A 15,058-nucleotide genomic window follows, 5' to 3' on the forward strand; every position below is an offset into this window, starting at 1 on the left:
GTATCGTCTACGGTGACAATTTTATAGAAATATATGCGCAAAGTTAACAAAAATCTACCATAGTCCCGATCATACTTACAATATTTTAACTTTAAGAATCTTAATTGAGATTTGACACAGGATTGGCGGTTTTTGTAGACAGAGCAGAGCAACGCTCTGCTCTGTCTACAAAAACACTATTAACGTGTTATTTATTTGGCGGTGTGCCTACGGCCCATTTAGGATTGGTCAGTTTCCATTTTGTGCTTGTGGAAAGTGCGTCAAGGATTGCCTGTGAGCTGACATAGATTGTCAGGTTCGGTGTCGGATACTGCGCCCCGCCAAGTATGTCGTTACCCATTGTAGCCGGAACCGCTGTGGTTCTTGTGATGTCCATAGTCTCCATTTCTGTACAAGCCTTGAATGCACAGTCAAGAATCTTAGTCAGATTTCCCAAGACTGCGTATCGCAATGATTTACAATTATCGCAGGCATTCCCTCCGACAACAGATACGGAGGATGCCAGAAGTTCTGTTATTCCACTTCTATAAAATGCCATTTCTCCTAATTCTGTCACGCTTGACGGAATTGTGACGTCAGTGAGATTTATGCAGTCGGCAAATGCGCCGTCGGATATTTTGGTCAGTCCGTCAGGCAATAAGATTTCTTTTAATCCTGAAATCGGATTCGGATTCTCTTTTCCATAAAAATCGTCCAGTTTCAGCTGTGTGCAGAATGCGAGATTAGGCAGTGCGGTTATTCCGGCATTTTCGAGGTTCAATGCCAGCTGTTTGTCACTTCCGTTGCCATCGGAAGCGAGATATGTGCGCAGGACTTTGAAATCGGCATCGTTCATCGGGCCGGAAATCTTCAATGAATTTCCAGAGCCGATGGCCTCAATTAGTTTTGCCTCAGTGAGAGTTCCTGCCGTTGTCAATGTTATCTCTGGATATACGGTGGGTTGGGGCTCATCTCCCGGTCCGGGGACAGGAGTTTCATCTCCGATTCCGGGTGTGTTATTGTCATTCCAGCCTGTATTGATTGATACGGAGAATGATTGGGACACTTTCGACAGACTCATGATGTTTCCTTCAATGATAGTTCTGTGATTGGCTTTAAATGACACATTTGAAATCGTTTGTCTGTGAGCCGTTGTTTCTCCTTTCGGAGTATATGTCAGACAAAAATCATCAACAAGCATCGAAGGGTCGTTGCCGGCTTTGTAGGAATCGTTCGGCGCGAGCATGTAGGCCGATATTATGTCGCCGCTTTGTGTCGAACTGTCAACGGTCTTTTCAAATGAAACTGTTGTGTTGTCGCTTTCAGCCTTATAACTTTGGTTGACCGCAGAGTAGATGTAGTTCTTTCTTGTGAATGTCACATTGACACGGTCACCTACATTAATCACTGAAGATTCCCGGATAACGAGTTTTGCAACGGCGTGTTGCAATGTGATTGTTGCGGTTGACTCGCTTGGCTTGAAACCTGTATTGCATTGTGCGTATGCAATCGAGGGACTGTTGTTGGCCGTATCGGAATATTTTATGGATTCAAGGCCAGCGGTTGAATCAATCTCATATCCTCCTGCGTCAGCCCAGAAAGCGACAGTGTATGTATGGCTGCGGTCAAGTTCCAGAGAAAACTCGAACAGGTTTCCGTTCGGATTTCCCGGCATCGCTTTCTGTAGAATCTCATTGTTTGTATTGTCCTTGATATACATGTATGCTCTGGATGGTGCAGCGTCGGGAATGTCCGTTCCGGCTCTTGACAGTCGTTCGGCATCTGCCGACACGCTGAATGTCATGTTGATTGGAGAACTCGCGATTGGTTCAGGCGAGAAATCATCATTCTGACTGCATGAGGTGATGATTAGCGCTACCGTACCTGTCAATAAGAATTGATTGATTTTCATGGAGGTTTTGTTTTTATGTGATTGGTTTGGAGTAAATTGTATTCAATTAAAAATGTGTAAGGAATGGGAAAATCAGAAGTGGATTATAATATCCTCACGCCAGCTGGTGTCGATATTTATGCCTCCGGCTGCGACTCCGAGTGTAAGGAAATTGCCGGTAACAGTTGTCTCATAACCTTGGCGATAAGCTATTTTCAGACCTGAAGCCCGGCTTATGATCTGACCGGACTTGTCTTTGATTTCAATGGTCAAGGTTACCGAAGAATCGCTGTCGGATGCAAAAATCATATCTCCTCCGAGCATGACTGTACTGGTTATTACAGACCCTTCTGCCGGACATGGGTGAAACGTGTAACTGATACCCGTAGCTGAGTCGTTAGGTCGATATGTCGCTACATTGAACGATGAAATGATAAAGAATTCATAGTGGACTTCAACTGTAAGTTCCTCTATCGAAGGGTATTTGTCAGGATGTAGTTCTGTCATGCGTGCGTATGCCTCGACATCAGTGGAGATTATGCGGTATCGTGCCAGAGGAGAATTAAGGTATGCTTCCTCGGTTGTTGTTCTCGCACAATTAAGCATTACGTTATTTACGGACGTACATGATGCAAATTTGGATGTAATATTTCCAGTATAGTCATCAGGCATAACGGTAACCGTATGTAAATTGTCAGTATTATAATGTAAATCCCTGTAAGGTTGATTGATGTCCGTATGGTCACACCATATCAGAAGGTCATAGACACCTTCGGCGGCATTCAGTTCAATCTGACTGCAATTGCCTTCGGCATCAGCAGTCAGTCTTGCAATGTGTCTGAATGCTTTGGCTCCATCTGTGGAGTTGTAACCCTCGATAACACAACGGGTCGCATAAATATCAAACATAACGCTTCTGCCCGACGGCTCGTAGGGAATCATCGCCGACACGGGCAGATGTAATGTCAACAAAAGCCGTGGCGGTTCATTCTCATCGGAATATATGCAACCGGACAGACCAAAAGCTGTTATCAGTAAGGCTTTGGTCAATCGTCTCAAAAGTGCATTATACCGACTGCAAGGTGTTTTTATGTCGTGACGGTCGAAGGTTGAAACGTGGTTAAATAGTTATATTTCTTAATGTAGTCTGGATATTGAGACGTGAAATCAATATCATAGCCGTTGCAAATATATACTTTTTAATTTGATTTTGTATGTAATTGTCAGTAAAAAACTTTGTCGGAGTTTCAAATTATAGATAAAACCTGCTTTTTAGCATGGAAATCCTCACAAATATCATCTTGCCAGATGTGCCGGGCGGAGGATGAACGGCAACGGGTCACGGAGCACGATTGATTTGTCGTCTTTCACTCTGACAAACGCTTTTTCAGCCTCCTCAGGAGTCGCGCATGCCTGAGTGCAGACATAGTAGAGGGGTTCACGGGTGTGGATTATAAAGGCTGAGTCATAGCCCGACGACTGAAGCCGTGCCCGCATCTGGCGTGCGTTGAACACCTGTTTGAACTGTCCGACTACAACGTTGTATCGTCCGATTGTCTCGCGCGACGCTCCACCGTCTTCGGTATATCCGATATATTCGGTGCGCATGGGCATTGTGTCGCCTGTCACGACAAGGTCGGATGTGCGGGCGCTGTTGCGGATTTTGGCGTAGATGGTTGAATCGACACCGGATGAATCACGGTTTTTTGCAACCGCCGTCTCGTATGCCTGACGGTAGTTGCTTTCGGTGGTTTTGCAACCCACTGTCATCATGGCAAGAGCCATGAGTGACAGCGGGAGGAATGCCATTGATGATATGGGCTTTCTCATAGTTTAAGAAATCAGGATATTGGTTACTGTGATATAGATTAAACAACGTGATAGCCCTTTTCGGTCAGTGCGTTGCGCAGAATTTCGATGTGGTCGTTGTTTCGGGTCTCGACTTCAACGCGAATGAGACAGCCGTTGATTGACGTGATGTGAGAATTTCGTTCGTGGGTTACAGATATTATGTTCGCGCCGTTTTCGCCAAGCACGTGGCATACGCCAGACAGCTGTCCCGGCTGGTCGGTGAGGTCGAGGGTGAGCGTGCAGTTACGGCCGCTCTTGACGAGTCCTCTGGTGATGACGCGGTTGAGAATTGTCACGTCGATGTTTCCGCCTGAAACAACACATACCGTCTTTTTGCCCTTGATGGGAACTTTGTCAAACATTGCGGCTGCGACAGAGACAGCGCCGGCACCTTCCGACACGAGTTTCTGCTGTTCGATCAGAGCGAGAATGGCGGCTGCGATTTCGTCTTCGCTGACAGTGACAATCTCGTCGACATACTTCGAGCAGAAGTCAAATGTGTTGACACCCGGCTCTTTCACTGCGATGCCGTCGGCGATTGTAGCTACCTTTTCAAGACGGACACGTTCACCGTCATTGATTGACTGGAACATCGAGGGAGCGCCTTCGGCCTGAACGCCATAGACTTTGACATCGGGTTTGAGCTGTTTAAGCGTAAAAGCTATGCCGGCAATCAGTCCGCCGCCTCCGATGGGTACGATTACGGCTTCGACATCGGGCATTTCTTCAAGTATCTCAAGGCCGATTGTGCCTTGTCCGGCAATGACTTTCAGGTCGTCGAAAGGATGGATGAAAGTGTAGTTGTGTTCCTTTTGCAGTTCGACAGCTTTTTGATAGGCATCATCGTAGACTCCGGGCACGAGGCAAACTTCAGCACCGAGACGCTTGGTGGCCTCTATTTTTGAAATCGGTGCTCCGGCTGGAAGGCAGATGAGCGATTTTATGCCGTTGCGGGTGGCTGCAAGCGCAACTCCCTGTGCATGGTTTCCGGCTGAACATGCGATTACGCCGTGGGCTTTCTCCTCGGGAGTAAGCTGTGATATTTTATAGTATGCGCCACGGAGTTTGAACGCTCCCGTGTGCTGGAGGTTTTCAGGTTTGAGATAGACTTCTGCTTCAGGATTGATTTTGGGGACACCGATGAGGCGCGGATGGCGCGCCACGTCGCGTAGCACCTGTGCCGCGCGATAGACTTCTGAAATTTCCAATGTTTCTGCCATAGTGGAGATTGAATTTTGGCTGTGAAATGATTTAGCGCAAAATTAAAAAATCCCCGCCGATTAACCAAAATAAAAATTTGGCCTGAAAAATAAGGCGATGAATGCTGTATATGCAAGAACCCGCTCCCATATCTTGGTTGACGGAAGCGGGTTCATACGTATGTGTTGTTATCGTAGCTTAAATCGTTTTATAATCACTCCGGTGGGAGGAGTTGCGTGAAGGCTCTATTTGCCGGGCTGCTCCTGAATGCGGAGTTTGTCTTCAAGGATTTCAAGCTGCTGAAGACCTGAGGCACGCCATTGCGGCTCTCCGTTTTTAAAGATGATGATAGTCGGGACACTGCGGATCTGATACTTGGCCGAGAGGTCAGGGTTGCGGTCAACATCGACTTTTACGATATTGGCTGCGTCACCCACTTTGTTCTTTAACTCGTCGAGAATCGGGCTCTGCATCTTGCAAGGTCCGCACCATGTGGCAAAGAAGTCTACAAGCGTTGGCTTGTCACTGTTGATTATTTCATTGAAATCATTCATAATTTTATAACTTTTAGTGCATGTATAACGTCATTTCAGCTCTGAATGTTTTTACAGTAAAGATTCTTTAACCACAGCACTTATTTCCTTGAATGCGTAGCTGCGATGTTCGCCGGTTCGGAGACACAGTGTGATGATGCCGTCGGAAGCGACGGAAACAATCCGGGCGTCGATTCGTTCATGACGGAGATTATCGACATACGGATAGAATGAGTCAGTGCGCCACAGTGCGTTGAAATATTTTTCACCGAGACTGTCCGCGCTGTCGTTTAGCGCGGCTTCTGTCGCGGAATCGACTTCGTGTAGAATCTCTTTGGAAAATTCAACAGTGAGTTGGCTGATGTCAAACTTTTTTCCTGCAAATTGAGCCATCGATACCGGATTTGGCGCGTCAGACAGGAATATAGTCTGATTGACATTGATCCCTATCCCGGCTATCGAATGATTGATGTTTGTAGGGGAGATGCTGTTTTCGATTAGTATACCACAGATTTTTCCGTCACCGATATAGATGTCGTTGGGCCATTTGATTCTTACGTCGTGTCCGGGAAGGTGTCGGCGCAGCACATTTACGATGGCGAGCGATACGGCCTCTGAAATGATGAACTGACGTGAGGGATGCAGACCTTCCGGCTTCAGGAGTATCGACATGGTGATATTCTCGCCGGGGGCGGCTTCCCATGAGTTTCCGCGTTGGCCGCGGCCTGCCGTCTGTGTATGTGCGCAGACGACAGTCCCGTGGGATGATGCGTGGGCTATTCCGGCAAGATAGCTGTTGGTCGAGGGACTCTCGTCGAGTTCGATCAGTCTCATACGTTGGCTACTTCTTCCTGCGAACCGATTGAGAGGCGGCGGCTGCCGTCGGGCATGACATCTATTTTAACCCATACGGTGTCATCGGGCAGTATGTCAGCTATACGGTCGGGCCATTCGATGAGGCAGAGAGCGCCTGAATCAAGATAATCTTCTATGCCGATGTCGAAAGCCTGCTCGAGATTTTCGATGCGGTAGAGGTCGAAGTGATAGATGAGTTCGGCAGTGGTGTCCGAGCGATATTCGTTTACAATCGAGAATGTCGGTGAGCCGGTCGGATCGTCTTCCACTCCGAGTGCGCGGCTGAGAGCGTTGATAAACGTCGTTTTGCCTGCTCCCATCTCGCCGTCGAAAGCGTAGACAGTGGCATCGTCCATGAGACCGAGGAATTCTTGAGCAGCTTCGGGAAGTGCTTCTGCCGAAGGTATCAGTATCTGTTTCATATCTGATGAAAAATATGTATATGTTGTTGAATTGATGAATGACAGGTTTATTTTGCAGTGAGAGTAATCAGCGGAACAAGCATTTCTTCCGGGGATATGCCTCCGTGCTGGAAAGTCCCCTCGTAATACTGCACGTAATAATTATAGTTGTTCGGATATGCAAAGAAGTCACGCCCTGTCGCGAAGATATAGGTCGACGAGACATTTGGAGCTGGTAGCCCCAGACGGCCGGGATTCTTCACTTCGTAGACCTGCTTGGGATTGTAGGCGAGATTTTTGCCAATCTTGTAACGTAGGTTGGTATTGGTGTTCTTGTCGCCCACGACCTTGACGGGATTGTCGACTCTGACAGTGCCGTGGTCTGTCGTCAGGATAATCTTGTATCCTTTGGCTGCGATGCGGCGGAATATCTCGATGGCCGACGAGTGCCGGAACCACGATTCCGACAGTGAACGGTAGGCGGCGTTGGTCGATGCGAGCTCCCTTATCATCTTTGACTCCGTGCGGGCATGTGAAAGCATGTCGATAAAGTTGAACACGATTACATTCAGGTCATTTGCCAGCAGGTTGGAGAATTCACGCAGCAGTTTCTCGCCGGCGGCTGAATCGTTGATTTTGGTATAGGAAAACTTGCAGTGGCGGCGGTAGCGTTCAAACTGAGTGGCAATCAGCGGAGATTCGTTAAGGTTTTTTCCTTCCGGCGAATCCTCGTCGACCCATAGCTCGGGAAACATTGATGCTATATCCTTAGGCATAAGTCCTGAGAATATGGCATTGCGGGCATACTGTGTCGCTGTCGGTAGAATCGAGCAGTAGAGTTCCTCGCGGAAGTTGAAACTGTCGGCAAGAAGAGGCTTTATTGCCGCCCACTGGTCGAGACGGAAGTTGTCAATGAGTACAAAAAATGCCTTCTCTCCTGCGTCAAGAAGCGGGAACACATGGGTCTTGAAGATTTCAGGTGACATGAGCGGACGTCCCTCCGCCTGTGGATTGACAATCCAGTCGGCGTAGTTGTTTCTGATAAACTTGGCAAATGCTGTGGCTGCTTCTTTCCGCTGCATGTCGAGAAGCTCGTCCATCCGGGTCTCGGTGGCCGACAGCTGCATTTCCCAATGCACGAGAAGACGGTAAAGTTCCATCCAGTCATTCACGTTGGATGCCTCGCCGATGAGCTGGGATATGCGGGTGAATTCCTGCCGGTAATCGTTCCCTGTCTGCGACGAAACAAGCTCGTCGGAGTGAAGGTTTTTCTTTATGGACAGAAGTATCTGTTTCGGATTGACAGGTTTTATGAGGTAGTCGGCGATTTTGTTGCCGACTGCCTGATCCATGATATTTTCTTCCTCGCTTTTGGTAATCATTATCACCGGAATGTGGGGCGATACGAGCTTGATGCGCTGCAATGTCTCAAGTCCCGTCAATCCGGGCATGTTTTCATCGAGGATGATGAGGTCGAAGTTCTGTTCGTCGACGAGTGCAAGAGCGTCAGCACCGCTGCAGGCGGTGACAACCTCGTAGCCCTTCCCTTTGAGGAACATTATGTGGGGTTTTAGCAGGTCGATTTCATCGTCGGCCCAAAGTATGGTGGACATATATTAAGTATTAAGTCGTGAGGATTAAGTCGTGAGGAAATCAGTCGTCTTCGTCGCCTTCACTTCCGAGCGGATAGTCGGGAAGTCTCGGTGTCTTGGGCTGAGGTTTGGGGACAGCTGTCTTTTGAGGCTGCTTTTTGGCCTTTGGTTTCGGCACAGGTGGCTGCGCCGGTCTGACTGCCGGTCGCGGAGTCACTTTTTTCAGTGTGTCGGCATCGTTTTTCAGACTGTCAGCCTTGGTTGTCGGCCGGGCAATTTGTTTGGGTGCGGTGACATTGACAGTGACGCTATCGGTATTAACACTTTCAGTTGCCGGTTTTGTTTCCAATACAGGTACCGGAATATCGAAGTCGCCGGTCTCTTCCGGCTTGTCATTCGGCATTGTCTCGGGTGTGGTTGCCGGTGTAGGCAGAGCTTCTTCACCATCGGTGTCATGGTCATCTTCTCCGCCATACATCTCTCCGGCAGAAGGATATTCTTCCGGGGGGAGGACAGACTCATGCGTCTCCCGGATGTTCTCCTCTCCGATGAAGCGGAAATAGTCGTCAAACGAACCTCCTCCTTGCAGAAGCTTCTCAAAGTTACTTTTGCTGATCTGTACAGGGCGTACTCCTTCAGGGAGCATGACCCCGTTATCCTGTGCGAGAAGAGAACGGTAATGATTCAGTTCTCCCTCATTTCTGAATCCTTTTATCAGTAGCAGGCCGAGTTGGCCGAAATTCATGACTTCAAGGTCGAAATCCCTTACCATATATGTAGTGAAGTTATGACGAGCCACATCAAACAGAAGCTGGTTTGGCGAAATGTTTTCTGTCGAGAAGAGCAAGACGAGATAGTGTGGCTCTTCCGGTTCGAGTACAAAGTCTATTTCGCCGCCTTCGGTTGATGTTGAGTCGTTCGACAGGCGTATGTCCCACAGCATACCTCGCATATTCGATCCGCCGCTACGCAGTTTTCGTCCCTGAGCGAGTCCGCGGAGATATGAGGATGCCATAGGGGTTACATCGGTGTCGGGATAACGTTCGAGAAGTTCTTTGAGTGTTGCTCCGAACTCGTCAGGTTTGTTGTCGGTGACATAGGCGAGCGCTTCAAGGAACATGAATTTCGGCATCAGGGGCGACAGGGGATATTCTTCCTTCATGCGGCTGTATGCCTCATGAACCTTGGCATTGTTGTCGGCGAGATAACTGGCATAGGCATCCTCATATAGCTGTTCCTGACGGGCGAACATGGAGCGTAGGTTTTCGATATAGTTCGGGTCGGACATCGCTTTTGCAAAATTCGATTCCGGGAAATCTCGCAGGATAAGCTGGCGGTAGCGCTCAGCCTCCACAGGGCGGTTGGCCCTGATGTTCATCAGATATTCGTTATAATAGATGTCAAGCCGGTAGATATTGTCGGGATAGCGGTTCATGAGCCGTTGCCATTCGGCATCGGCCGCATCGAAATCTTCAAGCTTGTCTTTGAGAATAAGCCCGGAGGTGTAGAGACCCTCGCGTATCACATCTTCGGCGGTTGTCTTTTCGACATCGGTCGACGGGATCTGCTTCAGATAGTATTCGGGATAGTGTGGGTCATTGGCCTTTGCAGCCTCGCTTTTCTTTTCGTCGGAGTTATTGTCGCCAGTCTCGGCGGAGTCGTCAGCATTATCGTCCTCTGTTCCGTCGTCATCGCTTTCCGAACCAAAATCGTCGAAACTGAATGACGATTTGTTTCTGCGCCGCCAGTCGTTTTCAAGTTTTCGCGACCCCCACCGTTTCTGGAAGTCCGTGCGTCCGGCATTGCGGGTTGCGGTATTGTAGAAATACCATGAATTGTCGGTGTTCAGATTGAATGAGGTCGGAGCTTTGACATTGTCCTGTTTCAGATTCGATCCGGCAGCTTGTTGTTCAGCCAGATATTCTTCACGTTGTGCTGCATCGGCTTCTTCTTTTTCCCGTTTTCTGAGGTCGGCGATGATTTTGTCGATAACAGCAAGGCGCTCGGCTTCGGGCATGGCAGCCAGCCGGAGCAGAGAGTCATTCAGATTTACATTCTGAGAGTAGACGGCAAGTTCGTCGAGCACGTCCGATCTCTTTCTGAGTGTTGCGATGTCAGGGTAGTCGTCAGGAAGCAGAGGTACAGCCTCGGCATAGCATGGCTGTGCGAGGTCATAGCGGTGTCTGTCGAAGTAGAGGCTGCCGAGTGTTATCTGCGAGAATGCTTTCTCGACTCCGCCGCGTGTCGATTTCTCTGCTGCAAGGATGTAGTTGGCTATGGCGTTGGCCGTGTCGCGTCTTGACAGATAAAGATTGCCGATGGCATAGTAGATCTGGTCGAGATATTCTTTGTTGCGGTCATAGCGCGTCATCCGTTTCAGAGCCTTGACCTCGGGGGTGATGTCAGCGCCCTGAAAGACCTCGCTTTGCTTTATGCGAGCATTGAACTTGGTGCGGTATGAGGCCGAGGTCGACTTCCCGGCTTTCTTATATGCCTGATAGGCGGCTGTCTTGTCACCTTCGGAGGAATATAGCTGTCCTAAGAGGAAATTCAGGCGAGTTTTTTGTGTTCCCTTGGCGAAGGCCAACGCCTCTTTGAGCATGGGGATTGCCTTCGCATTGTCATGGGAGCGGATATAGAAATCAGCGTATGTGAAGTAGTAAAGCTCCTTTAGCCGTGAATTTGTGAGTTCGTCAGATTTGATTCGGGTAAGTATGGTTTCGGCTTCGAACAGCCAGTCGAGTCCGCAATAACTTCTAGCCTGCCACAGTTTTGCTTCAGTTACGGTTTCCGGCAGCCATGTGAAATGTTTTACGACGTAATAGAATGTGGAAGCAGCCCCGAGGAAGTCACCGTTGAAATACTGGCTTCTGCCCATGAGCATCCATGCGTTATGGAGAAACGGATTGTACTCCTCGCGTTTAAGCCATTTTTTGTATTCCGGATCGTTCGAATGGCCCGGTTTGCGTTTGGGCCGCTTCTTGATACTGTGGAGCTGAATGGCTTTCTGGGCTTTCTCTATGGACCGTGTGAACGATCCGTTTGGCTGCGGAGCTTTTGGATTGGAATAGGCTTCGACCGGGTGCATGAACAGTTGCGAGGTGTAATCGTCCTCGTAGGCCCGTTCCATTTCCTTCAAAGTTTCTTTGAAATGCTGGTCACCGTTGAAATAGACATTATAGCGGGTGATAAAAGCCTGATAGTTGCGTGAGGCGGCAGTGTTCTTCTTGGTCGAACATGATGAGACCGACGCGACGATTGCCGCGACAGCGATTACCGTCATCACCCTGTGCAGGAGATGGCCGAAAAAGAGGTCAGACCATTTTTTCATCTTTTTCTTCAACGTAAATATAAGGGTATTATTGCCTTTTGTCTACATTATGGCAACACTCTGATTCGATTGCAGTTAAATTTAAACAGATCTATGTGAAAAATGTTAAAAAATATAAAATGGAGGGGTAATTTTGATTTCAGGTTGTTATAAAGTCAACGTCAGCGAAACGCAAGCTTCACAGGCGCTAAAATCTTGGTCGGAGGCGCATTGCTCCTGAGGTAAATCAGGATTGTGAATCATGCAGACCACAACCTACAAACCTGAATACTAAAAGATCCTGCATGACGGTCAACGGGGATTGAACAACTTCTTCGAAGCCAGAGTGTACGGTCAATAAATATATTCATAAACACTTAATTTTTATTACTATGGCAGACAAGAAGTATTCACCCGTAGTACAAGAACTCGCTGACCTCATCAAAGAAAACAATTGGGAGGACAAATTCAATCAGGCTATCGCCAAAGTCGTGTCTTACAAGATTCCCGGATTGTCGGATATAGCCACGATAGATGACTATCTTGCCTATCTTGAGGCTTATATGCACTGGGTTCCTGCTGAAAACAAAGAAGGTACACACGTCTATCAACACCTGTTCCGTTCCTTCTTCCTGTTGGATCAGGAACCTGTCAAGTCTCTGCAGACTCCATGTAAACCGGCAGACAGGCAGCCCGAACTTACTCCGCTTTCAAAATGGATGGTCGACTATTGCTACGGAATCGGCAACTGGCTTGACAGTCCCGAATCGATTACCGACGACAGCGTGAAATCCTTCTATGACTGTGCGGTCTACAACATGGACGAGTATCTTGAGCCGCGAGGAGGCTGGAAGACATTCAACCAGATGTTTGCCCGTCACGTGAAACCCGGCTACCGTCCTATCGCTGCGATTGACGACGATAAGATTATCGTCCATCCGGCCGACGCTTGTTTCGGTGGCCAGTGGGAAATCCGTCCTGACACCCATGTACGTATCAAGGGTCTTGACTGGAGCATAGACGAGCTTCTTGAAGGTAGCCCCTATAAGGATAAATTCAAAGGCGGCATGTGGTGTCACTCGTTCCTTAGCTGGACCGACTATCATCGTCAGCATGCACCGCTTTCAGGCATTGTCCGTGAGGCACGTGTCATTCAGGGAGCATGCTATGTGGATCTCGTCGCTGTTCCTGACAAGGTAAATCCTGCCACCAATCAGGTTGAGGCATGGCGTGCGACAGCTCCTGACCAGGCCGGTTATGAATTCATGCAGACCCGTGGTCTGATTGTCCTTGAGACGAAATACGGATATGTAGCCATTCTGCCTATTGCGATGCCTCAGGTTTCGTCGGTTGTCGTTACGGCTGAAGAAGGTGTCGCCCTTAAGAAAGGTGATGAGATATCCTACTTCCAGTTCGGCGGATCGGATATTGTCTACCTCTTCTCTGCCAATATGAATGTTTCTATGTCTGCCCATAAGGGAACTCACTATAAAGTCGGCACAAAAATCGGAGAAGTCTATCCGGTGGTTGAACTCTGACCGTCGTAAGACACGATTTTCTCGAATTTCAACTATGAAGTGATTTTTTGAACGTTTTCATGACCGTCTGCCGGTCATGGCACAGCGGGGGTCGGCATCACCGCCGACTCCCGCTTTTTTCAAACGCTCCGATTCATAGCTTCTCATCCTATCATTTAATAACGTATTTAATTAAGGCATATATGGCTACTTCAACTTCACCACGGTCATCCTCTGACAAACCTAAGGTGAATAAGCCATCGGCGGCTTTGATATCGACAGGAGCGATGACAGTAATGATCATCACGACTGTGGTCAGTCTCCGTGGACTTCCATCGCAGGCAGAGTTTGGCATTCAGTCAATTTTCTACTATCTGTTTGCCGCAATCGTTTTTCTGATTCCGTTTTCTCTTGTTTGTGCCGAGCTTGCTTCGACCTATACTCATTCCGGTGGCCTTTATCGTTGGGTTTCGGAAGCCTTTGGCCCTCGTTGGGGATGGACGGCAATGTATCTTGAATGGCAGACTCTTGTAATATGGTTTCCTGCTGTCCTCATGTTTGCAGCCGTGTCGCTCGCCTATATATTCTGGCCGGAATCTTTTGACGCGAAGCTGTCGGCCAATAAGATTTACACACTGATTGTTGTGCTTGCGGTCTATTGGATAACTAACTTTATCGCTTTTAGGGGCATGAAGTCCTCGAAGATTCTGAGCACGCTCGGAGGTCTTTTCGGCACCATAGTGCCCGGTGCGATTCTGATTATTCTTGGTGTCGCATATCTGTGCATGGGCAAACCTATCATGCTGACCCATGAATCTTTCTTTCCTGATTTTACAAAAATCGGCACAATCGTACTCGCTGCATCGATTTTCCTGTTCTACGGTGGTATGGAGATGAATGCCGTCCATGTGCAGAACATGAGTAATCCTGCCCGTCAGTTCCCGCGTGCGATTTTCCTTGCGGTCGCTGTCATCGTGCTCATATTTGTCTTCGCTACTCTTGCAATCGGTTTTGTCGTTCCTGCGAAGGATATAAATCTTCTCGCCTCGCTGCTGGTTGCCTACAATGACCTCTGGGCATCCATCGGAGTGCCTTGGCTTGGAAATGTGATGGCATTGCTGATCACTTTCGGTGTGATAGGTCAGGTGAGTGTCATCATTGCAGGCCCGTCGACAGGTCTTGTAGCGGTCGGTGAGAGCGGTTATCTTCCGCGTGGTCTCCAGAAGACCAATTCGCGAGGTGTCAATAAACCGATTCTTTACGTTCAGGCCATTTTTGTGAGCCTGCTTTCGCTGGTGCTCGTCGTGCTTCCATCGGTTGAATCAGCCTATCAGGTTATGTCGCAGATGGCTACTGTCATCTATCTGATACTTGTATTGATGATTTATTTTGCATTTATCAGATTGCGTCACACTCAGCCGCAGAAACATCGCGGTTTCCGTATTCCGGGTGGTAAATTCGGAGAAGTCGTAGTCGGTGGTATTGGAATTCTTGGTGCGATTGTTGCCATGATTCTTAGCTTTTTCCCGCCTTCGCAGATTAACACCGGCAGTCCGGTAGTTTATGTGCTCATAATTCTCTGTGGAGCTGTCCTGTTTTTCTGTGTTCCTCTGATTGTATTTGCCAAACGTAAGCCGTCATGGCGTAATCCGCAGGCTGATTTCTATCCTTTCGACTGGCAGATTGAGAACCGTGAGCCTTCACAGCCGTCAAAATGGAGTGCCGATTATCAGCCGACACCGGCCGACATTGCTGCTACGGATGCGAGAATTCTTGCCGAGGAAAACGGAGCGAGCCGGTCGGAGGCAGAGGCTCTTGCCGCAGAGGCAGCCAAAGCTTACAATGATTCAGCCAATCCACAGGCGGTAGCTTATGAGATTTTCAATAAAAACAAAGGCGGCACAGCGAAGTGATGTCTGACCTTCGGAC

Annotated in this window: 11 protein-coding genes; 2 read left to right on the forward strand and 9 right to left on the reverse strand. The window is 48.5% G+C overall.

The window, feature by feature from the left end:
* Positions 1–187 precede the first annotated feature (187 nt).
* The 9 genes from E7747_RS06920 to porW form a co-directional block, all read right to left on the reverse strand.
* Positions 188–1,891, reverse strand: coding sequence for a leucine-rich repeat domain-containing protein (locus E7747_RS06920; protein WP_136414963.1), 1,704 nt, complete (start codon positions 1,889–1,891; stop codon positions 188–190).
* A 72-nt stretch (positions 1,892–1,963) separates the two neighbouring features.
* Entirely contained in the window at positions 1,964–2,842 is an 879-nt protein-coding gene (locus E7747_RS06925) for a DUF6562 domain-containing protein (protein WP_136414965.1), read from the reverse strand.
* 324 nt (positions 2,843–3,166) lie between these two features.
* The gene (locus E7747_RS06930; RefSeq protein ID WP_123613519.1) at positions 3,167–3,700 is read right to left on the reverse strand and encodes an SPOR domain-containing protein; all 534 of its coding nucleotides are present in this window, start codon (positions 3,698–3,700) and stop codon (positions 3,167–3,169) included.
* 38 nt (positions 3,701–3,738) lie between these two features.
* Complete coding sequence (gene ilvA, locus E7747_RS06935) at positions 3,739–4,941, reverse strand: threonine ammonia-lyase (protein ID WP_123613518.1); 1,203 nt, start codon at positions 4,939–4,941, stop codon at positions 3,739–3,741.
* Between the two features lie 225 nt (positions 4,942–5,166).
* Positions 5,167–5,475: a thioredoxin gene (trxA, locus tag E7747_RS06940; protein ID WP_123613517.1), complete on the reverse strand. Its 309-nt coding sequence runs from the start codon at positions 5,473–5,475 to the stop codon at positions 5,167–5,169.
* A gap of 51 nt (positions 5,476–5,526) precedes the next feature.
* Positions 5,527–6,288, reverse strand: a complete 762-nt coding sequence (locus E7747_RS06945; RefSeq protein ID WP_123613516.1) for a biotin--[acetyl-CoA-carboxylase] ligase — start codon at positions 6,286–6,288, stop codon at positions 5,527–5,529.
* Positions 6,285–6,731, reverse strand: a complete 447-nt coding sequence (tsaE, locus tag E7747_RS06950) for a tRNA (adenosine(37)-N6)-threonylcarbamoyltransferase complex ATPase subunit type 1 TsaE (protein ID WP_123613515.1) — start codon at positions 6,729–6,731, stop codon at positions 6,285–6,287. Before tsaE ends, E7747_RS06945 begins: the two co-directional genes overlap by 4 nt.
* 47 nt (positions 6,732–6,778) lie before the next feature.
* Positions 6,779–8,323, reverse strand: a complete 1,545-nt coding sequence (porX, locus tag E7747_RS06955; RefSeq protein ID WP_136414967.1) for a T9SS response regulator signal transducer PorX — start codon at positions 8,321–8,323, stop codon at positions 6,779–6,781.
* A 40-nt stretch (positions 8,324–8,363) separates the two neighbouring features.
* The gene (gene porW / locus E7747_RS06960; RefSeq protein ID WP_228449281.1) at positions 8,364–11,633 is read right to left on the reverse strand and encodes a type IX secretion system periplasmic lipoprotein PorW/SprE; all 3,270 of its coding nucleotides are present in this window, start codon (positions 11,631–11,633) and stop codon (positions 8,364–8,366) included.
* 371 nt (positions 11,634–12,004) lie between these two features.
* Here porW and E7747_RS06965 point away from each other — a divergent pair, with 371 nt between their 5' ends.
* Entirely contained in the window at positions 12,005–13,150 is a 1,146-nt protein-coding gene (locus tag E7747_RS06965) for a phosphatidylserine decarboxylase (RefSeq protein WP_123613513.1), read from the forward strand.
* A 182-nt stretch (positions 13,151–13,332) separates the two neighbouring features.
* A complete protein-coding gene (gene gadC / locus E7747_RS06970; protein ID WP_136414969.1) occupies positions 13,333–15,042 on the forward strand; it encodes a putative glutamine/gamma-aminobutyrate antiporter GadC in 1,710 nt (569 codons plus the stop codon).
* Positions 15,043–15,058 lie beyond the last annotated feature (16 nt).

The sequence above is a fragment of the Duncaniella dubosii genome, from assembly GCF_004803915.1.
GTDB lineage: Bacteria > Bacteroidota > Bacteroidia > Bacteroidales > Muribaculaceae > Duncaniella > Duncaniella dubosii.